At 44.0% G+C, this 21,527-nt stretch carries 23 protein-coding genes and 3 tRNA genes; 16 read left to right on the top strand and 10 right to left on the bottom strand.

Annotated elements, in window-relative coordinates; all coding sequences use genetic code 11:
• Positions 1-274 precede the first annotated feature (274 nt).
• Positions 275-727, bottom strand: a complete 453-nt coding sequence (locus ACMA1I_RS03090; RefSeq protein WP_337066789.1) for a YkvA family protein — start codon at positions 725-727, stop codon at positions 275-277.
• Positions 728-1,089: 362 nt separating this feature from the next.
• Here ACMA1I_RS03090 and ACMA1I_RS03085 point away from each other — a divergent pair, with 362 nt between their 5' ends.
• Complete coding sequence (locus ACMA1I_RS03085) at positions 1,090-1,650, top strand: SRPBCC family protein (protein ID WP_337066788.1); 561 nt, start codon at positions 1,090-1,092, stop codon at positions 1,648-1,650.
• Between the two features lie 202 nt (positions 1,651-1,852).
• Here the strand turns inward: ACMA1I_RS03085 and ACMA1I_RS03080 are convergent, their stop codons facing one another.
• Positions 1,853-3,283: a PhoH family protein gene (locus tag ACMA1I_RS03080; RefSeq protein WP_337066787.1), complete on the bottom strand. Its 1,431-nt coding sequence runs from the start codon at positions 3,281-3,283 to the stop codon at positions 1,853-1,855.
• Positions 3,284-3,584: 301 nt separating this feature from the next.
• Here ACMA1I_RS03080 and ACMA1I_RS03075 point away from each other — a divergent pair, with 301 nt between their 5' ends.
• Together ACMA1I_RS03075 and ACMA1I_RS03070 are read left to right on the top strand one after the other, a co-directional pair.
• Positions 3,585-4,019, top strand: a complete 435-nt coding sequence (locus tag ACMA1I_RS03075) for a hypothetical protein (RefSeq protein ID WP_337066785.1) — start codon at positions 3,585-3,587, stop codon at positions 4,017-4,019.
• 79 nt (positions 4,020-4,098) lie between these two features.
• The gene (locus tag ACMA1I_RS03070; protein WP_337066784.1) at positions 4,099-4,980 is read left to right on the top strand and encodes an alpha/beta hydrolase; all 882 of its coding nucleotides are present in this window, start codon (positions 4,099-4,101) and stop codon (positions 4,978-4,980) included.
• Between the two features lie 295 nt (positions 4,981-5,275).
• Here ACMA1I_RS03070 and ACMA1I_RS03065 read toward each other — a convergent pair whose 3' ends face one another.
• From ACMA1I_RS03065 to ACMA1I_RS03050, 4 genes are all read right to left on the bottom strand, one after another.
• Entirely contained in the window at positions 5,276-5,458 is a 183-nt protein-coding gene (locus ACMA1I_RS03065; protein WP_414703858.1) for a hypothetical protein, read from the bottom strand.
• Positions 5,459-5,712: 254 nt separating this feature from the next.
• Positions 5,713-5,786 (bottom strand) — tRNA-Asp (locus tag ACMA1I_RS03060).
• A 59-nt stretch (positions 5,787-5,845) separates the two neighbouring features.
• Positions 5,846-5,919: transfer RNA gene (locus ACMA1I_RS03055), tRNA-Asp, on the bottom strand.
• A 59-nt stretch (positions 5,920-5,978) separates the two neighbouring features.
• Positions 5,979-6,052 (bottom strand) — tRNA-Asp (locus ACMA1I_RS03050).
• A gap of 227 nt (positions 6,053-6,279) precedes the next feature.
• Here ACMA1I_RS03050 and ACMA1I_RS03045 point away from each other — a divergent pair.
• The 5 genes from ACMA1I_RS03045 (at position 6,280) to ACMA1I_RS03025 (ending at position 10,329) form a co-directional block, all read left to right on the top strand.
• Positions 6,280-7,230: an acetyl-CoA carboxylase carboxyltransferase subunit alpha gene (locus tag ACMA1I_RS03045; protein ID WP_337066783.1), complete on the top strand. Its 951-nt coding sequence runs from the start codon at positions 6,280-6,282 to the stop codon at positions 7,228-7,230.
• Between the two features lie 90 nt (positions 7,231-7,320).
• Positions 7,321-8,163, top strand: a complete 843-nt coding sequence (locus ACMA1I_RS03040) for an MBL fold metallo-hydrolase (RefSeq protein WP_337066782.1) — start codon at positions 7,321-7,323, stop codon at positions 8,161-8,163.
• A 2-nt stretch (positions 8,164-8,165) separates the two neighbouring features.
• Positions 8,166-8,945, top strand: a complete 780-nt coding sequence (locus tag ACMA1I_RS03035; RefSeq protein ID WP_337066781.1) for a patatin-like phospholipase family protein — start codon at positions 8,166-8,168, stop codon at positions 8,943-8,945.
• 114 nt (positions 8,946-9,059) lie between these two features.
• A complete protein-coding gene (locus tag ACMA1I_RS03030; RefSeq protein WP_337066780.1) occupies positions 9,060-9,689 on the top strand; it encodes a hypothetical protein in 630 nt (209 codons plus the stop codon).
• Between the two features lie 88 nt (positions 9,690-9,777).
• Positions 9,778-10,329 carry a 1-acyl-sn-glycerol-3-phosphate acyltransferase gene (locus ACMA1I_RS03025; protein ID WP_337066779.1) on the top strand — a complete coding sequence of 184 codons (552 nt, stop codon included), beginning with the start codon at positions 9,778-9,780 and terminating at the stop codon, positions 10,327-10,329.
• 229 nt (positions 10,330-10,558) lie between these two features.
• Here ACMA1I_RS03025 and ACMA1I_RS03020 read toward each other — a convergent pair whose 3' ends face one another.
• Together ACMA1I_RS03020 and ACMA1I_RS03015 are read right to left on the bottom strand one after the other, a co-directional pair.
• Positions 10,559-11,446: an alpha/beta hydrolase gene (locus ACMA1I_RS03020; protein WP_337066778.1), complete on the bottom strand. Its 888-nt coding sequence runs from the start codon at positions 11,444-11,446 to the stop codon at positions 10,559-10,561.
• Between the two features lie 179 nt (positions 11,447-11,625).
• Complete coding sequence (locus tag ACMA1I_RS03015; protein WP_337066777.1) at positions 11,626-12,246, bottom strand: hypothetical protein; 621 nt, start codon at positions 12,244-12,246, stop codon at positions 11,626-11,628.
• Positions 12,247-12,481: 235 nt separating this feature from the next.
• Here ACMA1I_RS03015 and mnmA point away from each other — a divergent pair, with 235 nt between their 5' ends.
• The 6 genes from mnmA (at position 12,482) to ACMA1I_RS02985 (ending at position 19,691) form a co-directional block, all read left to right on the top strand.
• A complete protein-coding gene (gene mnmA / locus ACMA1I_RS03010) occupies positions 12,482-13,612 on the top strand; it encodes a tRNA 2-thiouridine(34) synthase MnmA (protein WP_337066775.1) in 1,131 nt (376 codons plus the stop codon).
• Positions 13,609-14,340, top strand: a complete 732-nt coding sequence (locus tag ACMA1I_RS03005) for a hypothetical protein (protein WP_337066774.1) — start codon at positions 13,609-13,611, stop codon at positions 14,338-14,340. The genes mnmA and ACMA1I_RS03005 overlap by 4 nt, the downstream gene beginning before the upstream one ends.
• 2 nt (positions 14,341-14,342) lie before the next feature.
• Complete coding sequence (locus ACMA1I_RS03000) at positions 14,343-16,016, top strand: S8 family serine peptidase (RefSeq protein ID WP_337066773.1); 1,674 nt, start codon at positions 14,343-14,345, stop codon at positions 16,014-16,016.
• Positions 16,017-16,059: 43 nt separating this feature from the next.
• Positions 16,060-16,719, top strand: a complete 660-nt coding sequence (gene rpe / locus ACMA1I_RS02995; protein ID WP_337066772.1) for a ribulose-phosphate 3-epimerase — start codon at positions 16,060-16,062, stop codon at positions 16,717-16,719.
• Positions 16,720-16,737: 18 nt separating this feature from the next.
• A complete protein-coding gene (locus tag ACMA1I_RS02990; protein WP_337066771.1) occupies positions 16,738-19,179 on the top strand; it encodes a TonB-dependent receptor in 2,442 nt (813 codons plus the stop codon).
• 275 nt (positions 19,180-19,454) lie between these two features.
• Positions 19,455-19,691: a hypothetical protein gene (locus ACMA1I_RS02985; RefSeq protein ID WP_337066770.1), complete on the top strand. Its 237-nt coding sequence runs from the start codon at positions 19,455-19,457 to the stop codon at positions 19,689-19,691.
• 125 nt (positions 19,692-19,816) lie between these two features.
• Here ACMA1I_RS02985 and ACMA1I_RS02980 read toward each other — a convergent pair whose 3' ends face one another.
• Both ACMA1I_RS02980 and ACMA1I_RS02975 read right to left on the bottom strand, forming a co-directional pair.
• Positions 19,817-20,059 (bottom strand): hypothetical protein, encoded by a 243-nt coding sequence (locus ACMA1I_RS02980; protein WP_337066769.1) that lies wholly within the window; start codon positions 20,057-20,059, stop codon positions 19,817-19,819.
• A 13-nt stretch (positions 20,060-20,072) separates the two neighbouring features.
• A complete protein-coding gene (locus ACMA1I_RS02975) occupies positions 20,073-20,234 on the bottom strand; it encodes a hypothetical protein (RefSeq protein WP_337066768.1) in 162 nt (53 codons plus the stop codon).
• On the opposite strand from ACMA1I_RS02975, the gene ACMA1I_RS02970 reads away from it, so the two are divergent.
• Complete coding sequence (locus ACMA1I_RS02970; RefSeq protein ID WP_337066767.1) at positions 20,233-20,379, top strand: IS1 family transposase; 147 nt, start codon at positions 20,233-20,235, stop codon at positions 20,377-20,379. The two genes, ACMA1I_RS02975 and ACMA1I_RS02970, sit on opposite strands and share 2 nt — an antisense overlap.
• A 761-nt stretch (positions 20,380-21,140) precedes the next feature.
• Positions 21,141-21,509: a hypothetical protein gene (locus ACMA1I_RS02965; protein ID WP_337066766.1), complete on the top strand. Its 369-nt coding sequence runs from the start codon at positions 21,141-21,143 to the stop codon at positions 21,507-21,509.
• Positions 21,510-21,527: the final 18 nt, after the last annotated feature.

Here is a 21,527-nt window from a genome sequence, read left to right as displayed (position 1 = left end):
AAGTGCTAGCGCAGTTCAGATATCTTTTCGCCACCAAAATTTCAGAAATCCATAGACTGGCTAATGGAGCAGAAAGCGGTACAGGAATACTTCCCGCGCCAGGCTATTATTACTTGCGTACTGTCTTTTATTGATACATAGGGCGTCTTAAGCCTTGCTCCTTGTTCTGCTAAAAAGCCTCTGGAAGGCCTAAATCATTAGCAGAATTCAAAGCAAAAAATAAAGGCTGCACCATTAGGAGCAGCCTTTGCAAATGATTTTGATCTAATACTTTTTACAGTGTTCCGAGGTTGGGCTCAAAATTGGCTCCGGCTTCCCAGGCTCTGAATTTCGTGATCTCTTTCTGAATAGTATCGATAAACCAGGCCATCAGGCTGATATCATCCAAGAGGCCAATAACTGGAATAAAATCAGGGATAACGTCGAGCGGACTTACCCAGTACAGCAGCACCGCTACACCGAGCAGCAACGACTTGGGAGAAATTTCGCGGTACGTTCCTTGTATATAAAATTTTACCATCCGGATGAAAGTCAGCATCAGCTCTTTCAGCTGTTCAAATCCGTTCTTAGAACTGTCGGTATCTACCAGTTTAGCATAGGCCGTTGAAAGCAACATGGCCAGCTTGGCTGGTTTAGAAATTAGGCCGCTGGCTTTGCCTAAATAAGATTTGAACATAGGATGAGAGGTTAATTTTAACCCCTGCGAAACGAGATCATTTATATTCATGTTTTCTTCGTGTTTAGTTAAGAACAGGTTTTGCCTCCTGTTGCACGATCGGCAACTAAAGTTCTGCTCCAAGATACAAGCCTTTACGATATTGTAAATCATTAGGTGCTATCTTTTAGTTCCTGCTCCATATTAATTCCCTTTTCAGATCCTCCTGTACACTGCTAAAGAAGACCCATTTTCTCCGACTAGCACAGCCAGATAGTTGCACCGGTAAGCAGCCAAATACTCCTGAATTTCTACATTTTTATTTCAAAAAAAATTTGCCTGGAAGTATTGCCGGTTAATGAAAAGCTCATTAAAATTGATGAACTTGAACCTCCATTCCAAAGGACCTGATTTCCTGCTTTACAAGATATGTTATGAAGTTTACGGTAAAAATTTTCTTATCGCTTCTGATCGTGGCTGCTAGCCTTGGTGCCATGTCTTTTTTGTTGCCAGCCACTTGTGAGGTGGAGCAGAGCATTGTGTTATCTTCGCCGCCGGAGCGTGTGTTTCAGTACCTGAACAACCCTACGCAGTGGGAGCATTGGAGCGCCTGGAACAAAACAGCCGATCCAACATTATTTCATATGTATGGCGGACCTTGGGCCGGTGTGGGAGCAAGGCACAGTTGGAACGGCGAAAAAACCGGCAAGGGCCAACGTGTTTTTAAGGCGGTGGAAGTGCCGCTGATGCTGCAGTACGAGCAGGTACTGGCCGGAGAAGCCGACACAACCATAGGTTACTTTAAGCTCGAGAAACTGGAAGACAGCACGCGTGTTACCTGGCACGAAATTACGCCCCTAGCCAGCAACCCACTTGCCCGCTGCCGTGGCGCCTGGAAAAAATATAAATCGGAAGAAGAATTAAAAAAAGGTCTGGCCGGTTTGAAGACGCTGCTGGAAGGAAATGGAGCTGGTAAAAAACAGAAGTCAGTTTAATATTAGTTTTTGGTGGCTGCTTCTTTAGCTGCCTGAATTTTTAATAAAAAACCGGAGACCGGCACTGCAGCCATTCTCCGGTTTTTTGTTTTGAGCTAATTTTTAATTCAGGCGTACAGGGGTAGCCTCCATCATTTTGGGTTAAAAGTCCCTCCGGAAGGCCCTTTTTATTACAATAATTTAACCTCAATACCCGAAGCCGCTACAGCAGTTCGTTCGCCAGGTTCGCCAGCTCAGAGCGCTCTCCTTTCAGCAGCGTGATGTGTGCGTAGAGCGGGTGATTTTTGGCGCGATCTATTAAATAAGACAGGCCGTTGCTTTGCGAATCGAGGTAGGGCGTGTCTATCTGGTATATATCGCCGGTAAAAATTATTTTCGTGTTTTCACCTGCTCTTGTAATTATGGTTTTCACCTCATGCGGAGTCAGGTTCTGCGCCTCGTCTACTATAAATATAATGTTCGACAAGCTTCTGCCTCTAATGTAAGCCAACGGAGTGATCATCAGTTTTTCCAGATCTACCATGTCGCGCAGCTTCTGAAACTCCTTGCTGGTTTCGCTAAACTGGTTTTGAATGTATTTCAGGTTGTCCCAGAGGGGCTCCATGTAAGGGTTGAGCTTTGATTTGATGTCGCCTGGCAGGTAGCCAATGTCTTTGTTGCTAAGCGGTACCACTGGCCGCGCCAGGTAAATTTGTTTGTAGTCGCGGCGTTGCTCCAGTGCCCCAGCCAGCGCCAGCAGCGTTTTACCTGTACCAGCCACTCCTTGTATGCTGATGAGTTTTATGCGGGGGTCCATGATGGCATGTAAAGCAAAAGCCTGTTCTGCATTGCGAGGTTTAACACCATAGGCCAATTGCTTGTCTACACGCTCCAACTGCTTCTCTGCCTGGTTATAGTAGGCGAGCACAGAATTTTTGAAGCTTTTAAGTACAAAATAGTGGTTGTCGGTAGGAGGGGTAGGCAGCACTTTGTCTATAGCGCATGAGCCATTTTCGTACAGCTCGTTTATAACAGCAGCCGGCACAGATTCCAACGTGTCGTTGCCGGTATAAAGCTCGTTAACGTCCTGTATTTTACCAGTTTCATAGTCTTCGGCTATCAGATTGAGGGCTCGGGCCTTCAGCCGCAGGTTTATATCTTTTGTTACGAGCACTACTTTGTGTTGCGGCTCTTCTACCTGCAACTGCAGGGCTGCGTTTAATATCTGATGGTCGTTTTTATCTCCAAAAATGGCGGTGGCATCTTTGGTGGCGGCATTGTTCATGAGCACTTTAAACTTGCCTTTGTTCTTGCCATTCAGGGGCAGCCACTCCTGCAGCATGTGCTCCGTAGACAATTTATCGATAAACCGGATAAACTCCCGTGCCTCGAAGTTTTTAATGTCGTTTCCTTTCTTAAAATTATCAAGTTCTTCGAGCACCGTAATCGGAATGGCGACATCGTGCTCTTTAAAATTCTGAACGGCGCTGTGGTCGTAGAGGATAACGGAGGTGTCAAGAACGAATACTTTGCTGTTTTTAGAAGTCGTTGCTTTGGCCGTTGGTTTCTTTGTCGCTTTGGTCTGCTTTCCAGCTTTTTCAGTTTTTGCTTCTACTACCGGAGGTGCGACAGGGTCTTTGGTGTTTTTGGGCATACATAATTAAACTAAAGGTGGAACCGTTAACTAATTAATAGGGTAAGCATGCTCTTCTGAGATGTACATCTGGTTTCTTTTACGGGCCTAAGGCATGTAAGGGCACCCACTGCAGCGACAGAACAACTGGTTTTTGGGGCTACTACAACTTCTGGCTTTTATACAACCAGGTTAGTGTCTGTAAATGAAATAATTACATAGAGCAGGGACCTCTGAAAAATTTAAGAAGCTGCTAAATTATTTCTATATTTAGCATTAATAAATGAGGGAAGCAATTAATTCAGGTTTAATTTTTAACGAAATGAAGCGCTACATCTTACTCTTATTTATGCTGTACCCGCTTTTTGTAGCGGCAGAGGCACCAGAAAAAGCAGACCAGGATAAAGGTTTTCTGTTCTTCAAAATAAATCGTTTCGATAAAGAAGGGCAGTTCCATGGCAGGTGGAAAGTGTATCATGAGGAAGACGGTTACCTGATCAGGAAAGGCAGGTTCCGGCATGGGCGCGAGGTTGGTAAATGGAAATATTACTACCCTGATGGCACCACGTACATGGTGGAGCGGTGGAAGCCGCGCAAAGGCGAGATACTGGTGAAGCGGTACAATGAAAACGGTACGCTCAACCGTGAAGGAAAAGCAAGGCTTGATACCACTGGCGAGCGCTTGCGCTTCTACTGGTTTGGCGACTGGAAGGTATACAACGAGAACGGTCAATACTCGCATACCGAAAAGTTTTAGCCTTTATGATGCGCCTTATAGGGTAAAGCTGATTTCCTCCAGTGCTATTTCCAGTTAATTTTCCTCTTGATTTATGCTTATGCAGGTCTTTTTAAAGAAATCATTCTTCGTATTCTTTGTCACGTTTTTAGCTGCCGCCTCATCAAAGGGGCAGCAGCTTATAGCTCTGTATCCTGGCAAAGTGCCCAACCAGCGAGCTGCAGCTGGGGCTGAGACAAAACAGCCAAGGCTCACCGCATATTTCCCGGCCAAAGAATCGGCAACTGGTGTGGCTGTGATTGTGTGCCCGGGAGGAGGTTACCGTAGCCTGGTGGTGAAGCGGGAGGGAACAGATGTGGCAGAGGCCTTAAACAAAATGGGCATTGCCGCTTTTGTGCTGGAGTACCGGCTCCCCAGCGAGGCAACCATGATGGATAAAACCATAGGACCACTGCAGGACGCGCAGCAGGCTATTAAAATGGTTCGGCAAAAGGCTGCTGCTTGGAACATTGATCCTAACAAAATTGGAATTTTAGGTTTTTCTGCCGGAGGGCATTTGGCTTCTACAGCCGGTACACATTTCCAGCATGCGCAGATCGAGAACAAAGAAAACATTAGCCTTCGCCCAGATTTTATGGTGCTGGTTTATCCGGTTATCAGTTTTGAAGAAGGTTTGGCGCATGCCGGCTCCCGCGAAAGTTTGGTAGGTAAAGCGCCTTCTAAAGAGCAGATCCGGTTGTATTCTAACGAACAGCAGGTAACGGCGCAGACTCCACCAACTTTCCTGATCCATGCCGGCGACGATAGCAAGGTGCCTGTTCAGAATAGTCTCAGGTTTTATGAAGCGCTTCAGAAAAATGGTGTACCGGCCGAACTGCACCTGTACCCCAAAGGCGAGCACGGCTTTTCGCTGGGAGCCCCAATCGACAATTGGTTAGAGCGCTGCAGGTATTGGATGGTAGCTAGTGGCTGGATAAAATAGGGCAGGAGTGGCTGATTGTAAAAAAGCAAAAGAAGGGTAGGCTGTTGCTTAGCTGCTGATTCTGTGGATTAGAAATATATTGTTTTAACCTAGGTTGCACGGTAGAATATAACTTAATGACTTCTTTTCGTTCAGCTCTTTTTATTGTCATTATGTAAAAACTTTGTGGGCGAGAGGCTCTTCTCCTTTTTGTCATCTTGTAAAGATCTTGTGGGCGAGGTCCGGCAGCAGTAGCAAAAGGTGATTTAGTTTAAGTTCGCATAGCTGCTTTTCTTACTGTGATCTCCAAGTGAAGCTATTTCATTGCCTGCCTCGTTGTTCTTTTTGTCTTGATACAAAAAGAACCAAAAAAATCAAGATGCGAAAAACTCGTTGAACGCTCTTTAAAGAGGGCCCCTTCCCCCAACAGTTTAGCGTCAAATGGTGCACCTGGCAAAAGTGCCTTCTTCTTAGCTATTTGCCGCAATATAATGTTCATGATTAACCTGATTCGAATAAATAAATTATTCTAATGATTCTGGCCTTGCAGAGGCTTTTTGGAGTAAGTTGATCAGGGGTTGAAAACTAGGTTTTGGTGATCCTATTAAGACCTTTCCAAAACAACCATGTAACAATTAAACCATAAAGCAATCAACAATGAATAAAGAACTAGGGTAGCCGGAAAGCAGGAGCGGTGGGAGTAAAGGCCTAAAACGCAAAAAGCCTCTCAGATTTCTCTAAGAGGCTTTTAAGCGGTCTGGACGGGACTCGAACCCGCGACCTCCGCCGTGACAGGGCGGCATTCTAACCAACTGAACTACCAGACCAATACTTTTAAAACTGAGAGCCTGCTGCTCTTTACTATTTGTTACCGCAGTTTTACCTGCGGTCTGGACGGGACTCGAACCCGCGACCTCCGCCGTGACAGGGCGGCATTCTAACCAACTGAACTACCAGACCAATACTTTTAAAACTGAGAGCCTGCTGCTCTTTACTATTTGTTACCGCAGTTTTACCTGCGGTCTGGACGGGACTCGAACCCGCGACCTCCGCCGTGACAGGGCGGCATTCTAACCAACTGAACTACCAGACCGTTTTACTGTTTTGTGTTTCCCTTATCGTTTAAGGTGATGCAAATGTAGAGGGTTAATTTTAATTGTGCAAGTGCTTTCCTCAATTTTAACCCTATATTTTTTTGAAAAAACTGTAAAGTATTCAGGTTCACTAATTTTAATTTTTAACTGAACTTAAAATTTGCTCCCGCCATACCAGCGTAAGTTTAAACTGTTAAATTTGTAAGGAAAAATAGCGCTACAAGATATGCTTTTGGATTTTGAACAACCCATTGCCGCTTTGGAAGGCAAGCTACAAGAAATGAAGAAACTGGCCAGTGAAAACCAGGTCGATGTTTCTGAGGCGGTAAAGGCACTGGAAGAGAAAATTAAAATTCTCAAAAAAGAGACCTACGCCAATCTTACCCGCTGGCAGCGTGTACAACTCTCCCGGCACCCCCTACGCCCCTACACCCTCGATTATATAGAAGGCATTACCGATAAGTTTATTGAGCTGCATGGCGACCGCACCGTTCGCGACGACAAAGCCATGATCGGTGGATTTGGAGAAGTTGAGGGCAGAAGTATTATGTTTATAGGACAGCAAAAAGGACGCAACACCAAACAGCGCCAGACGCGCAATTTTGGTATGGCAAATCCCGAAGGCTACCGCAAAGCACTGCGCCTGATGAAAATGGCCGAGAAATTCGGAAAGCCCATTGTTACATTTATCGATACACCTGGTGCTTTTCCGGGGCTAGAGGCAGAGGAGCGGGGACAAGGCGAAGCCATTGCACGCAACCTGAAAGAAATGTTTATGCTGAAAGTGCCTGTTATCTGCATTATAATTGGAGAAGGTGCTTCGGGTGGTGCCCTTGGTATAGCCATTGGCGACAGAGTAATGATGCTGGAAAACACTTGGTATTCTGTAATTTCTCCGGAATCATGCTCCTCTATTTTGTGGCGTAGCTGGGACTATAAAGAGCAGGCTGCCGAAGCTCTTAAGCTTACCGCCACCGACATGCTGCAGCACAAACTGATAGATGGTATCATCAAAGAACCACTAGGCGGAGCTCATGCAGAGCCAGAAAAGATGAAGCAACTACTCAAGAAGAAGATTCTGTCTTTGCTGGACGAGCTGGAGAGCATTGATCCTGAAGAACGCATTATGCAGCGCATTGAGAAGTTCTCGGGCATGGGTGTGGTAGTAGAAGGATAAAATTATAGTTTATGCATGCGTTTAGCCAGTCCTTGCTTGCACAAAATGGCTAAACGCATGTTTTTCTGGCTACTCATTAGCAGGTAAACCATGAAGCTACACGTTATCAATACTGGGTTGTTTAAGTTAGATGGCGGTGCCATGTTTGGTGTAGTGCCTAAAACTTTATGGCAACGCACTAATCCGGCAGACGAAAATAACCTTTGTACCTGGGCTATGCGTTGCCTGCTGATAGAAGACGGCAACCGACTGATCCTGATTGACAATGGCATTGGCGATAAGCAAGATGCCCGCTTCCTTAGCCATTACTATCTCCATGGCGACGATAGCTTGCACACTTCCTTGCGTAAGGCTGGCTATGATGCCTCAGAAGTAACCGATGTGTTTCTAACGCACCTGCACTTTGACCACTGTGGGGGTGGCGTACGTTACAAAAACAGCGATGGGGCGTTGGAGCTGGTATTTCCCAATGCTACTTACTGGTCTAACGCCGATCATTGGAAGTGGGCTACCGAACCCAATGCCCGCGAAAAAGCATCCTTTCTGAAAGAGAATATTTTACCGATGCAGGAAAGTGGACACCTGGAATTTATCGATCCTGCCGCGCCATCTCCTTTTCCGCAATTCAGCATCTTTTTTGCCGATGGCCACACAGATAAAATGATGGTGCCAATTATTTCCTACAAAGGCAGCCAGATTGCCTTTATGGCAGATTTGCTTCCATCGGTTGGCCATATTCCTTTGCCTTATGTAATGGGCTACGATACGCGGCCGCTGCTTACGCTGCAAGAAAAAGCTTCCTTTTTGAAGACAGCTGCCGACGAAAAATATATTCTGTTTTTAGAGCATGACCCTGAAAATGAGTGCTGCACGGTGCAACATACCGAAAAGGGAATCCGTTTAGAAAATTCATTTTCACTAAACGCAATCTAAATATGAAGATAGGCCTTGCGCTGTCTGGGGGAGCTGCCAGAGGTGTGGCCCATCTGGGAGTTCTAAAAGCACTTGAAGAGTTAGAAATCAAATTAGATTTAATTTCAGGGGTAAGTTCTGGTGCCATAGCGGGTGTTTTCTATGCAGCTGGCTTTTCGCCGGAAGAAATCCTGCGGCTAATTAAAGAGCTTAGTGTATTTAAGATTGCAAGGCCCATCTTCGGTAAACTGGGACTCATGCACCTCGACGAAGTAGAAAAGCTGTTTGAAAAATATCTGGGTGCAGATGCTGTTTTCGAAAAGCTGAAAATCCCCGTTATTATTACTGCCACCGAATTAAATGAAGGCGTTACAGCCTACTTTTCAAGCGGAAACCTAATCAAACCTCTTTTGGCTACATCTGCCGTTCCTATCTTATATCAACCGGTATCGTATAACAACAAGTTACTTTGCGATGGTGGATTGTTAAATAACATGCCAATAGATCCCTTGCATGGTAATTGCGATGTAAAAATAGGAGTTCATGTAAATCCTATTAATCATAATGCCAATTTAAGAACAATTCGGAGCATGATTGAACGCTCTGTGCAGCTTGGTATTAATAATAACGTGAAGCTGCGTTTGCATTTGTGCGACCTCTTGCTGGAGCCCCAGGAACTTCAGCACTACCGCCTCACCAGTTTTAGGAAAGCAGATGAAATATTTGAAATAGGTTACCGTTATACCCTCAACATGGAAAAAAACATACGCAAGGTGATTAGCTCCTCCCAAGGAGAACCTTAAAATAGTGTTATCACATCTATCTTATTCGTATTTTTACAGTTGTATTATCTTTTAAAAATACAATCTCATTTTAAAAAAGATTACGTATAGCAGTCTATATTAATCTTGAAATATATGCTAAAATATACATTTACTCTTTTGGTTGCCATGCTTCCTTTTCTGGCAGAAGCACAGGAAAACCGTAGTTCGCTGTATCCTGCTAAAATTAAGCAAGGCTCCATCTTATTGGGAGGAAGAATTAGCGGCACATTTTATAAATTCAACAATGGGCTCAATGCCAACAGGCAATATGAGCAAGGCACTACGATTCAGGCGCTGAGCCAGGCGAAAGTCGGCTATTTTCTTATTCCAGACCTGGTAGTAGGGTTGGAGCTTGATCATAACTACCAGAGCACCTCCACTAAAACAGAAGCAGGCAAGACTTCATCTGACAGATATACCATTATTGCGGGGCCTTTTGTGCGTTACTATCTCGATAATGGTGTATTTGGAGAATTGTCGGCAGGTGTAGGCACACAGAACTTTACCAACAACAGGTCAACTAATTTATATGCCGGATCTTTAGGTATTGGGTACTCTTATTTTATGAGCGAAAAAATTGCCATTGAGCCCATACTTTCTTTCCGCTACCATCGCGAGACAAACACGGTAGATCACAACACTAGGTTTGGTCCCATGATCGGAATTGGCGTGCAAGCATACTTCCTAAGAGAAACTGCTAAAACTATCCGGTACGGGTTATAAAAATTAAGAAATTTATATTTTAATATAATTAGAAATTATAATTTCGCGAGCCATTCTATACGTCATAGAATGGCTTATTTTTTAAAGCATGTTTTGGAGATTTGTAGCAAAATCAATTTTTAAGGTATCCGGATGGAAATTAGTAGGTAACCTGGCACCAGAAATCCGCAGATGTGTGATGATAGCCGCTCCGCACACCAGTAACTGGGATTTTATTTACGCTAGGGCCGCGTTTTACCTGATGGATGCTCCAATAAAGTTTACAATCAAAAAAGAGTTTATGGGATTTCCTTTTGGTGGGTTGCTCCGGTCTATGGGAGCCCTGCCAGTGGACCGCTCGAAAAATACCCGTATGGTAGATGCTATGGTAAACATCTTTAATGAGACACCTGGCGATATGTGTGTGATGGTGACACCAGAAGGAACCCGGAAATACCAGCCACGCTGGCGACGAGGTTTTTATCATGTGGCATTAGGAGCGGGTGTTCCAATCGTGCTGGGTTACTTAGACTATTCCAGAAAAGAAGCAGGAGTGGGACCTGCTATTTACCCATCAGGCGACATAGAAGCAGATATGGAAAAGATTCTGGCTTTTTATAGAACCAAGAAAGGGAAATTTCCGGAGCAGGGAGTGCGATAAACAGGATCTTACCTGCCTCCGTTACAGCTATAGTTGAGCTCGACATTCTGTGCCAGTGCAGAAATAGCTGGGTGCAATAGTTTTGCTAATTCATTTTAAAGCTAAAAAAGCATAAATCCGGTACTTGCCAGAAGAGCAAATACCGGATTTATGCTTTTTTATTTGCCTGCTGCTTACAATTCTAATTTAGCTCAGGAAGGCCTTTTTGATTACAATAATTTGCTGAATCTTATTTAGTTGCAGTCGTAGCCTTTAAAAGCCCATTCATATCTAACCAATTAACTCCTCTATCAAACCACAGGTCTTTGGTAGTAGAGTTTGTAAGCCCAAAGCCATGGCCACCTTTCTGGTAAAGATGCAGCTCGGCCGGTACTCCATGCTGCAACAAAGCCTGGTAGAACCTGATGCTGTTTTCAGACTTTACGCCCTTATCGTCGGAGGCATGGACCAGAAAAGTGGGAGGGGTTTGCGCTGTTACCTGTTGCTCGTTGGAGTATTCTTTAATTTTTGCCTCTGCTGCCTCTTTACCTAACAGGTTCTGGTAAGAACCTAAGTGCGCAATTTCAGGATCACCGCTAATTACCGGATAAATCAGCATCATGAAATCTGGCCGGAGGTTAATGTTTTCTGGATTAGGTACCGTTACCTTTTGTAAATGCGTTCCTGCCGTAGAGGCTAGATGCCCACCTGCCGAGAAACCCATAATTCCTACTTTTTGCGGGTTTACATTCCATTCTTTAGCACGTTTTCTAACCACCAATAGCGCCTGCTGTGCATCCTGCAGTGGCGCCAGTTCGGGGTTAGAAGTTATCGTTGCATCAGGCAGGCGGTATTTTAATACAAAGGCCGCAATACCTTGTTCATTAAACTTTTTGGCAACGTCGTACCCCTCATGGCCCGAAGCAAGCCTTGCATAGCCTCCACCCGGACAAATGACAACGGCCGTACCGTTTGCTTTGCCTTTTTCAGGAAGGAAAACAGTTAAGGTTGGTTTCCTGACATTGCTGATCCGGATAATATCAGTGTTCTTCGTTTGGTCAACAGAACTATCAACCTTCTCATCGTCAGCACCAGGTACTTCGTTCGGAATTGCACCGGTGTATAGCGGAATCTCCATGTTACTTTTTTGACTGAATGCTATTGGAGCTCTGTATGCACTGAAGGATAAGAGCAGGAAGAGGCAAACAGATCGTTTTAGGTACTTCATAAGTAGTTGTGTTACAAGTACAAAGTGTATGACGAGAAATGCAGTTGCGGCACCTCTAGAGGGATAGGCGTGCTGCAGCTGTTGCTATTTTAATCTTCTATCTCTTCCAGAATTTCCTGCAGCTCATCAAAATCTTTCAGTCCAGGTTTAATTTCATTGCCACCCAGCAAACCAATGCCTTTTGGCTTTATTTTACTTAAGATCGTGCCTATGTTTTCCTTCTGTAAACCAAATCCTATAAACACAGGAAACGCTTTTGCAATGGATTTTAGCAACTTGTTATTAGTTTCATCAATGGTGGTGAAATCGTTGGAGTAAATAAGAAAAGTATCTACAACGGGCGCATACAATTCCATCATTTCCAGTAATTCACTTTCTACAGTATCCTTATTAATAAAGACCTTCAGGATAACCGGACGCGAAATTTCTTCAATCTCATCTATTAGATATGGTGTGTCCAGTTGAATATAATCGAGATTAAAGTCTTCGGCATATTGGTTTATTACATCAGGTTTTGCACGCTCAAACTGGCCTCCCAGTTTTACACCAGATACCCAACCTGTAATTTCCTTCAGAGCTTCAGAAGACACGCGCTCAGGACTATCCAGCTTCAGGTTAAAAACAATGATGTCCACACCCATTCCGGCACAATAACGTGCATCGCTCAGGTTGTTTATCCCGCTTACTACTACAGAAGTTCGAAGTCCCATGATTTTATTATCGATAAGTATTTAAAGTTTCTCTAATGAATATTAGTACCAAAGTAAATTCCAAAATACTTTTGATGCTATCTTTTTATCATATTTTTTAAAATGCCAGTGGTGTATCCTTCTTGCAACGCTGCCCAGCAAGTCTATATTATTTGCCTCCATGAATCTTTATTAATGTGCCGATGTTAGTATATTTGTAAAAAAATACAATTGACTATCTAGTATCCCTATATAAATGAGTAAGTTAGGAAGAGTGCTTGTAGCAATGAGTGGCGGAATCGATAGTTCGGTTGCGGCTGTTATGCTACATGAACAAGGTTACGAAGTAGTGGGCATGACCATGAAAACCTGGGATTACGCCTCCAGTGGTGGAAACAGGAAAGAGACAGGCTGTTGCAGCCTCGACTCCATAAACGATGCCCGCAATATAGCTGTGCAACTGGGGTTCCCACATTATATTATCGACATCCGTGAAGAATTCGGCGATTATGTTATAAACCATTTTACGGATGAGTATCTGGCCGGCCGAACCCCAAACCCGTGCGTGTTATGCAATACTCATATTAAATGGGATGCGCTGCTACGCCGTGCTGACCAACTCGGATGCGATTTTATTGCTACTGGCCACTACGCGCAGATCCGTGAAGAAAATGGACGTTATATAATTTCCAAAGGCCTGGATGAAAATAAAGACCAGTCTTATGCGCTTTGGGGAATTTCGCAGCAAAGCCTTAGCCGAACTATTTTCCCGCTGGGCAAGTTACGCAAAACGGAAATCAGGCAAATGGCCCTGGATCGTGGCTTTACTGAACTGGTAAATAAGCCGGAGTCTTATGAAATTTGTTTTATTCCGGATAACGACTATAGAAGTTTTCTGAAGCGTCGGGTAGATGGGCTTGAAGAGCAGGTTGCCGGTGGCGAGTTTGTGCTCGAAGATGGAACTGTAGTGGGCAAACATGAAGGTTACCCGTTTTACACCATCGGGCAGCGTAAGGGCTTAGGTATCGCCCTAGGCTTTCCAGCCTATGTCACCCGCATAGAAAAAGATAGCAACCAGGTGGTATTAGGCAATTTTGAGGATCTGGCTAAAAACGCCATGACGGTTGGTAAACTGAGCATGGGCAAGTATGAGCACCTGCAGGGGCAACCTATTCCTACCGTTACTAAAGTAAGGTACAACGATCCTGGCACAGAGGCTATAATTGAGCAGGACGGAGATAAAATGAAAGTTCATTTTTTGCGTGGTGTGCATGCTATTGCACCCGGTCAGGCTGCCGTTTTTTACGAAGGAAACGATGTAGTAGGTGGCGGCTGGATTGAGACCAATTATAACATGGAATACACCCTGGATGTGCTTCCATCATGAAAAAAACTCTTTTCCTCTTCGCTGTAGCAGCTGGGCTAAGCACTGCCTGTACAGAAAAGTTTGTGGAACCAGATCCTACAGCCATAGGACTTGATTATTATCCTGTTAAGGTAGGGGACTTCCGTATATATAACGTTACAGATATCCGCTTCAGGAATAACATAGGTGACACTACCCGCTTCCAACTGAGGGAGCGGGTAGACACTAGTTTTTACGATCAAACCAATACGTTAACCTTCAAAATTGTTCGTTCTGTAAGAGCAAACAATACCATGGCCTGGCAAGACGATTCGGTAATGGTAGTTACAAAGTCTGATAAGTTTGTAACAGAAACTAAAGACAACACCAAACGCGTAAAGATGGTTTTTCCGGTAAGAAGTGGTAAAGAGTGGCGCGCTGACGCTTTTAATGCAAACCTGGATGAGAACCGTTCAAAAGAAATGTACTCCTTTCAGGAGGTGGGAGCACCAGCCACAGTGGGAGGTGCATCTTATAATCAGACAGTTACTGTTATACATGGTACTCCAGCCGATAATCTGGTGCAGTTAGACGACCGAAAAGAAGTTTATGCTAATAATGTAGGAATGGTTTACCGACTGTTCAAAAAGGTGACATATTGCAACGATTCAGAATCTAAAACTTGTCCTTTTAGACGTCCTCCTGAACCACCCTATAAACTGTATGGACATGAACGAGAAGAGACATTACAAACTTATGGAACCAGATAAAAATGCGGGAGATCCTGATTTGCTTTTTAATCCTGGTGCAGTCTTCATTCCTGCTGGCTCAGGGATCTGACTCCCCTGCCACAGAGGTACGAAAGCGGTTAGTTTATTTTACCGACAAATCAGCTACTCCCTTTTCAATCGCAAATCCTTCCGATTACCTTTCTCAAAAAGCTTTAGACAGACGCAGTAAACAAAATATTAACCTAACAACTCGCGATTTACCAGTTGATCCGGCTTATGTAGCTGCCATTAAGGATCTGGATGTGCCAGTATGGTATACTTCCAAATGGTTTAATGGCGTGGTAGTAGAGTGTTCAGATGCTAAACTTGCTGAGATAGAAACGCTATCTTTTGTAAAATCCTCACAAACTCTTAATCGCAAGAAAACCGTGCAGGCAGGGGCCTCAAAAGCAGGTACAATGGCTGATACAAAGGGGACATTTTTAGGTCCTCAGGTTGCAACAGCGGATGAAGACAAGGATTTATATGGCTTAGGCTTTCACCAGGCTAATATGGTTGGTGCCGTTGATTTGCATAAAAGTGGCAGCAAAGGAGAAGGCATAACCATAGCCGTACTGGATGCCGGTTTTCCGAATGTTAACACTATACCGGCATTCTCGCACCTTTTTGAGCATAAGCAAGTGCTGGGTACATTTGACTTTGTCAGAAAACAGGCAGATGTATACCAGGGCAACGCGCATGGTACCTCTGTGCTATCTACCATGGCAGCTTACCAGCCTAATATGCTAATTGGAACTGCTTACAAGGCAAACTATTTGTTGCTGCGGACGGAGGATGCGGCCACAGAGCATCATATAGAAGAAATTAACTGGCTATTAGCTGCCGAATATGCCGACAGTGCCGGAGCCGATATTATTAACTCCTCCCTCGGTTATACCACCTTCCACGAACCTTCTATCAGCTATACCTACCAGGATATGGACGGTAATACAGCGCTTATTACGAAAGCCGCAGATTTTGCCGCTGCCACTGGCATGCTGGTAGTAGTGAGTGCTGGCAACGACGGAGCAGGACCATGGCGCTATATCAGTGCCCCGGCCGATGCTGATTCTGTGTTAACGGTAGGTGCAGTAGATTCTTTATCGGTGCTGGCTCCATTTAGTTCTGTAGGACCTACCAGCGATGGACGTCTAAAGCCGGATGTAGTAGGAATGGGCAGAAATGCATATTTTTTTAGTGGATCTGGTACTCTTGTAAAAGGAAACGGCACCTCCTTTTCTGGCCCGATAGTGGCTGGTCTTGCAGCTTGCCTCTGGCAGGCTGACCCTAATCTTACTAATATGGAATTGATCGAGTTAATCAGGCATTCTGGAAGCAACGCCTCATCACCAGACAATAACATAGGTTATGGAATTCCTAATTACACCCGCACCACTTCCTCAGCTAACAAAAGGCCTGCCAACGATCTGGTAACTGTTACAAACCCGGTGGGGGTGCAGGATATTGTATTGCATTTGGGAGAAGGATGGGCACAGCAGGAAGTAAGCGTGCAGGTATACGATGTATCGGGCAAACTTTTGTTCCAGCAGCAGCTTTTTGGTAGTCAGCCAAGGCAGGTGCTAGCGCTTCGGCCGCAAACGCTGAAGCAAGGCATTTACATTTGCAGGTTAATCTCTCCTAATGATAAGGCTACGCTGCGTTTCCTCAAACTATAGCCAAACCTGTTTCAGAGTAAGCTGAAATACTTATCTTTGCTCCATGAATCCACTTATAGCACCCTCCGTACTTGCCTCTGATTTTGGTAATCTACAGGCAGAAGTTGAAATGTTAAACAAGAGCCAGGCTGCCTGGCTGCACATTGATATTATGGACGGCCGTTTTGTGCCTAATATATCTTTCGGTTTTCCTGTTTTAGAAGCTATTCAGCGGCATGCCCAAAAGCCACTTGATGTACACCTCATGATTGAGCAGCCGGAGCACTATATTGAGCAGTTTAGAAAAGCCGGTGCTGAAAACATTACGGTGCATTATGAAGCCTGTAACCACTTGCACCGCACGGTTCAACAAATAAAGCAAACTGGTGCCAAAGCAGGTGTCGCTCTTAATCCACACACTTCTGTTCAGTTATTAGAAGATATAATTGCCGATGTGGATCAGGTGATTATCATGTCTGTTAATCCAGGCTTTGGAGGACAGAAATTTATTGAAAACACTTATCGACGGATCGAGCAGCTTAAAGAACTAATTTTATCGCGCGGGTCGCAGGCGCTGATTGAAATTGATGGGGGAGTAAACCAGCAGAACGCTGCCAAGCTATTAGCAAGTGGAGCAGATGTGTTGGTAGCGGGGAACTTTGTATTTACAGCGAGCGATCCGCTGCAGACCATTGCAGACCTCAAAAATGTTTCCTCTCATTAATTAAATTTTAATTAGCTGATGCTTCGATATTTTGCGGTTTGGCTACTGCTATTGGTGCCGTTTGTTCTTACAGCACAGCAGCAAGCCGTTATTTCGGGCACAGTTACCTCTCCTGGTAAAGTTCCATTAGAGTATGCTACCATCGGTATTAAGGGAACGGCATTGGCACGCCAATCCGATGCTAAAGGACAATACTCGTTGCAGGTTCCAGCAGGTAAGGAGATAACAGTGGTGGTACGTTTCCTTGGTTATCAGGAGCAGGAACAAACCATTGTTTTAAGAGCAGGTGAGAGAAGACTGTTAGACTTTGATCTTCAAGCTGATAATAGGCAATTGCGCAGTATAGATGTGCAGGGAAGGCGTGAGGCAAATACCCGGGAAGAGGTTAGTATGACCAAGCTGGATCCGAAACTAATAAAAGAACTGCCATCTGCTTTTGGAGATTTTAATCAGATTTTGCTTACCCTGCCTGGAGTTAGTAGCAGTAATGAGTTATCGTCTACGTATTCTGTTAGAGGCGGCAATTACGACGAAAACCTGATTTATGTAAACGGAATAGAAATTTATCGTCCGTTCCTGGTCACTAATGCGCAGCAGGAAGGATTAAGTTTCGTGAATCCAGATTTAGCTGGCTCCTTGGAGTTTTCCTCAGGAGGCTGGCAACCTAAGTTTGGCGACAAACTTTCTTCTGTGCTGAACATCCAGTATAAAAGACCAAAAGCCTTTGCCGGCTCCGTTACAGGCAGCCTCACTGGCGGGGCAATGCATTTGGAATCGGCTTCTAAAAACAAAAAAGTATCTTACTTGCTGGGGCTGCGCCATAAAGATGGCCGGTATATTTTAAATGGCCTTCAGGTGGAGGGGCAGTACCAGCCTACCTTCTCTGATGCGCAGGCATATGTGCACTTTGATCTGAGCAAAAAAGGGCAGGAGCCGGAACGTACTACACTGGGCGTGCTGGCCAGTTATGCCCAGAATAATTTTACCACTGTGCCGGAATCGCGCGAGACTACCTTCGGCACCCGCCAAGCACCTTTACGGCTGTTTGTGGGGTACGATGGCCGCGAACTCATGGATTACCAGACCTACCAAATTGGTCTGAACTTAGCACAAGCTTTTTCAACCAGTTTCTTATCTGAAATTATAGTTTCTGGAGTTTACTCAAGAGAGCGGGAGTTCCGAGACATTGAAGCCGGATATCGCCTGTGTGACGTAAATACAAACCGTGGCGCCAATTATGGCGAATGCCTTCAGCAACGGGGTGTTGGCAGTCAGTTCGACCATGCACGCAACACTCTGTTGGCCCAGGTGCTTACCTTCGAGAGTCGTAATAAGTGGCAGCTTGGCAAAAGGAGCAATGTTGTGGCGGGAGTAAAGGTAGGGCAGGAGCGAATAGAAGACAGGCTCTCTGAATACGGGTTTACAGATTCAGCCGATTTTGTGTCGCCGGCTTATTACCTACAAACTGACCTCAACCTGAATACGCACCGGTATAATGCTTATGTGCAGCACACTTACGAAATCGATTCGCTAAAAACGATTACGTATGGTGTCCGGGCATCTTATTGGGAACTGAACAGGGAGTTTACATTTACGCCTCGGGTGCAGTACTCCTTTATTACCCGCAACGATCCAAATCTTTCATTTAAGGCAGCTGTTGGGTTATACTACCAGCCACCCTTTTACAGGGAGCTTCGCAATTATGAAGGAACACTGAATGCAAACCTGAAAGCGCAGCGCTCTGTACACGCTATAGCCGGCAGCGATTATTTGTTTGAAGCCTGGGGCCGCGATTTCAAACTTACCTCCGAAATTTATTACAAGTACCTTACCAATGTGGTGCCTTATGACCTGGACAATGTCCGGCTGCGTTACCACGCCGAAAACAATGCCACCGCCTATGCTGCAGGATTTGATGTACGGGTGAATGGTGAGTTCATAAAAGGTGCTGAATCTTGGCTGAGCCTGGGCCTGATGACGACTAAAGAGAACCTCCAGGGCGATTCAACCTTTGTTTTTGATGGAGAGGGCAATATAACAGGGAAAAAGGAACTAGGCTACATCCCAAGACCAACAAACCAGCTTGTAAACATTGGTGTTTTCTTTCAGGACCACCTGCCTGACAATCCTACCATTCGCATGAATCTGAACCTGATATATGCCAGCGGGCTTCCATTTGGGCCACCGCGCGAGCCAGCTTACCGGAATTATTTTACAGGAAGATCCTACAAACGCGTAGACATTGGTTTTTCTAAACTAATTATGCTAGGTGACGAATTAGTGGCGCGGAAGAATGTATCGCTGGAAAGTCTGTGGATTGGGTTAGAATTCTTAAACCTCATAGACGCTCGTAACAGAGTATCCTACAGCTATGTAAGTGATGTTAACAATCTTACATACGCTGTACCCAACTACTTGCCCGGTCGAAGAGTAAACCTGCGGTTTATTGCCCGTTTCTAATCATGCGTGGCTTAAGGTTATCCTGAGCCAAAACATCTCTGGAGGTACGATTTGATTAGAAGAATCTGTAGCTTCTAGGCGCACCTTCATCGGCTTCTTGTAAATCCTAATTTAGACATTAAAGTTTGCAACTTGGGTCCTAAGGATTATTTTCCTAAAGTCCTCCTGAAGGGTAATTTCATTAGAATAATTGCCTTGTGGGAAAAAACTTTTAGTATTGCTAAACAGCAGCTTACTGAAACCAGTTTAATAGAGCAGACTTTAAAGACAGTTTTATGAGCAAGCACTATACCACCATTATCAAGCTTGAGGATTATCCGGAAAAGTTTGAAAACACCAAAGCTCGCGATATTAGTATCCTTCCCACTCTTTATGGTGAAGCCACTACTGTCTTAAACTTAGACATAAATTTTGAGCAGATCGAGATTTTAAGCGTCGACACTGAGCATCATGGCGCTTCGCCCTTGGAGGTGCGGGTTAGGTGGCAGATTAATCCGAAGCAGCAGGAGTAGATAATATCTAGTTATAGGACATATAATTTTTGAATCTGTCTACTATAAATGAGCAGAAGGAATTATGTTTTTCTTGTTTTGGTCTATATTGTATTATGCTGGAATAAGTATGGCAGCAAGTGTGTTTATAGGAAGTTAAGTGCGAGATAACTATCTACGTAAACTGCCCTTACTGCCACGGTATGAAGATAATCAAAAATGGCATAAAGCACACGGGCAGGCAGAATTTTCTGTGCCATGGGTGCGGCAAGCAGTTCCAGTACGTCTACCAGAAGGTAGGCTGCAGGCCAGAGGCCAAACAACTGGTGCTGTGCATTCTGGTGCGAAACTGCAGTATCCGAGACATTGAAAAGGTGACGGGCGTGCACCGGCAGACGGTGCTTAAGTGGCTACACCAAAAGGCAGGTAATCCCACGGCACCAGCGCTACGCTCAGGTGCAGATAGACGATCGGACCTTTGTCAGACGGCGCAAACAGTGCAAGTACTGGCTTTTCTACGCCTACGCGCCGGAAACTGACGAGGAGCTGTAGAAACCGCAGCATGCATACAATTGCAAAGCTATACAAGCAGTTGCAGGCGCTAGAAATTGGCAGGTTCTGTACTGATTACTGGCTGGCTTTCAGCAAACTGCTGCCGGAGGAAAAGCACAGGATTGGCAAGGCCTACACCAAGAACATTGAGGGGTGAACCTGTGCCTGAGAACGAGAAACAGGAGGATCGTGAGAAAACAGCCTACTTCTCTAAAAAAGAGCAGAATCACTACATTGCTATGTAGCTAATATGTTATTACCGAAACCATCATATATTGTAGACTACAACCCTTTTTTATAACCTCACTTCCTAAAGGTAGATCTAGATACTGTTGTAAAACCGCAATAATAGATAAAATAAATAAAGTTTAATTTTTATTCATGATTAAGAAATAACTCAAAAGCATGGATGTAGGAGAAAGAGAAGGTCTGCTTATACAAATAAATTAATAGAAAAGGTGGCTAATGAAAAGGGCTTTTTATTGCCATTAAAAGTATAATCTTATCATTAGGTATAGGAAACATAAATTGTTAAACACCAATAGTGTTACCAAATTTTATTAAAAGTTCAATTTTAAAACAATTATTTAATAATTTATTTTAGAATATTTATGATGATTATATAAAATAAATATTTAGTTTTGTGCAGAATAATACAAAATTGACACAATCGATCCTTAAAGATCGCTCCTTAAAAAACGAACTAGAATGATAATTGTGCACATCGTTAAACCCACTGCAGATTGGGTGCCAGATTTTGTGAGCTCGTCTACGGGAAATATGGTGGATTCGTTACAAATTAAAAATTCTAACTGCTCTTTTAACAAAGTTGTTTATCAAAACAACAAGCCCCTCCTTAAAGGAAGAAGCCTTGCAACAGCTATTTAATTTTTTATTCTACTTTTACTATATTTGCTCATGGGCCAAGCATTACTTTTACCGGATTACGACAAAAACCCTCAATCTTTAGAAGGAATTCATCAGTCATTAGAAGCTATTCAAAAGCAATTACTATTTGAGTTAAGAATAAAGCAAGAGGCTATTCAATTGCTTGCTGAAAAAGTTATTATCCTTGAAAAGTTAATAGATAAGAAGGATCAAAGAATAAGTGATTTACAAAGTGAACTTGGTATTACTAAACATTTGTCTGAAGGTAATAAGCAAATAGTCAATAAACTGCTGCACGATTTAGACAAGCTACAGCAGGACGTGGAGTGGTATAAACGCACTTACGAGAACAGAAGTCTATTTGGAACTTTGAAGGAAAAATTTATTAATTTAATATAAACAAAATTTATGTGTTTC

Source organism: Pontibacter sp. 13R65 (genome assembly GCF_047525655.1).
Classification (GTDB): Bacteria; Bacteroidota; Bacteroidia; order Cytophagales; family Hymenobacteraceae; genus Pontibacter.
The sequence above is the reverse complement of the archived record's forward strand: the minus strand, read 5'-3'. Positions and strand labels throughout refer to the sequence as shown.

Excerpts from the sequence above, each read along its gene's own strand:
- ACMA1I_RS03090 (WP_337066789.1), bottom strand. The coding sequence starts at position 727 with ATGAATATAAATGATCTCGTTTCGCAGGGGTTAAAATTAACCTCTCAT.
- ACMA1I_RS03085 (WP_337066788.1), top strand. The coding sequence starts at position 1,090 with ATGAAGTTTACGGTAAAAATTTTCTTATCGCTTCTGATCGTGGCTGCT.
- ACMA1I_RS03080 (WP_337066787.1), bottom strand. The coding sequence starts at position 3,283 with ATGCCCAAAAACACCAAAGACCCTGTCGCACCTCCGGTAGTAGAAGCA.
- ACMA1I_RS03075 (WP_337066785.1), top strand. The coding sequence starts at position 3,585 with ATGAAGCGCTACATCTTACTCTTATTTATGCTGTACCCGCTTTTTGTA.
- ACMA1I_RS03070 (WP_337066784.1), top strand. The coding sequence starts at position 4,099 with ATGCAGGTCTTTTTAAAGAAATCATTCTTCGTATTCTTTGTCACGTTT.
- ACMA1I_RS03065 (WP_414703858.1), bottom strand. The coding sequence starts at position 5,458 with ATGAACATTATATTGCGGCAAATAGCTAAGAAGAAGGCACTTTTGCCA.
- ACMA1I_RS03045 (WP_337066783.1), top strand. The coding sequence starts at position 6,280 with ATGCTTTTGGATTTTGAACAACCCATTGCCGCTTTGGAAGGCAAGCTA.
- ACMA1I_RS03040 (WP_337066782.1), top strand. The coding sequence starts at position 7,321 with ATGAAGCTACACGTTATCAATACTGGGTTGTTTAAGTTAGATGGCGGT.
- ACMA1I_RS03035 (WP_337066781.1), top strand. The coding sequence starts at position 8,166 with ATGAAGATAGGCCTTGCGCTGTCTGGGGGAGCTGCCAGAGGTGTGGCC.
- ACMA1I_RS03030 (WP_337066780.1), top strand. The coding sequence starts at position 9,060 with ATGCTAAAATATACATTTACTCTTTTGGTTGCCATGCTTCCTTTTCTG.
- ACMA1I_RS03025 (WP_337066779.1), top strand. The coding sequence starts at position 9,778 with ATGTTTTGGAGATTTGTAGCAAAATCAATTTTTAAGGTATCCGGATGG.
- ACMA1I_RS03020 (WP_337066778.1), bottom strand. The coding sequence starts at position 11,446 with ATGGAGATTCCGCTATACACCGGTGCAATTCCGAACGAAGTACCTGGT.
- ACMA1I_RS03015 (WP_337066777.1), bottom strand. The coding sequence starts at position 12,246 with ATGGGACTTCGAACTTCTGTAGTAGTAAGCGGGATAAACAACCTGAGC.
- mnmA (WP_337066775.1), top strand. The coding sequence starts at position 12,482 with ATGAGTAAGTTAGGAAGAGTGCTTGTAGCAATGAGTGGCGGAATCGAT.
- ACMA1I_RS03005 (WP_337066774.1), top strand. The coding sequence starts at position 13,609 with ATGAAAAAAACTCTTTTCCTCTTCGCTGTAGCAGCTGGGCTAAGCACT.
- ACMA1I_RS03000 (WP_337066773.1), top strand. The coding sequence starts at position 14,343 with ATGCGGGAGATCCTGATTTGCTTTTTAATCCTGGTGCAGTCTTCATTC.
- rpe (WP_337066772.1), top strand. The coding sequence starts at position 16,060 with ATGAATCCACTTATAGCACCCTCCGTACTTGCCTCTGATTTTGGTAAT.
- ACMA1I_RS02990 (WP_337066771.1), top strand. The coding sequence starts at position 16,738 with ATGCTTCGATATTTTGCGGTTTGGCTACTGCTATTGGTGCCGTTTGTT.
- ACMA1I_RS02985 (WP_337066770.1), top strand. The coding sequence starts at position 19,455 with ATGAGCAAGCACTATACCACCATTATCAAGCTTGAGGATTATCCGGAA.
- ACMA1I_RS02970 (WP_337066767.1), top strand. The coding sequence starts at position 20,233 with ATGCATACAATTGCAAAGCTATACAAGCAGTTGCAGGCGCTAGAAATT.
- ACMA1I_RS02975 (WP_337066768.1), bottom strand. The coding sequence starts at position 20,234 with ATGCTGCGGTTTCTACAGCTCCTCGTCAGTTTCCGGCGCGTAGGCGTA.
- ACMA1I_RS02965 (WP_337066766.1), top strand. The coding sequence starts at position 21,141 with ATGGGCCAAGCATTACTTTTACCGGATTACGACAAAAACCCTCAATCT.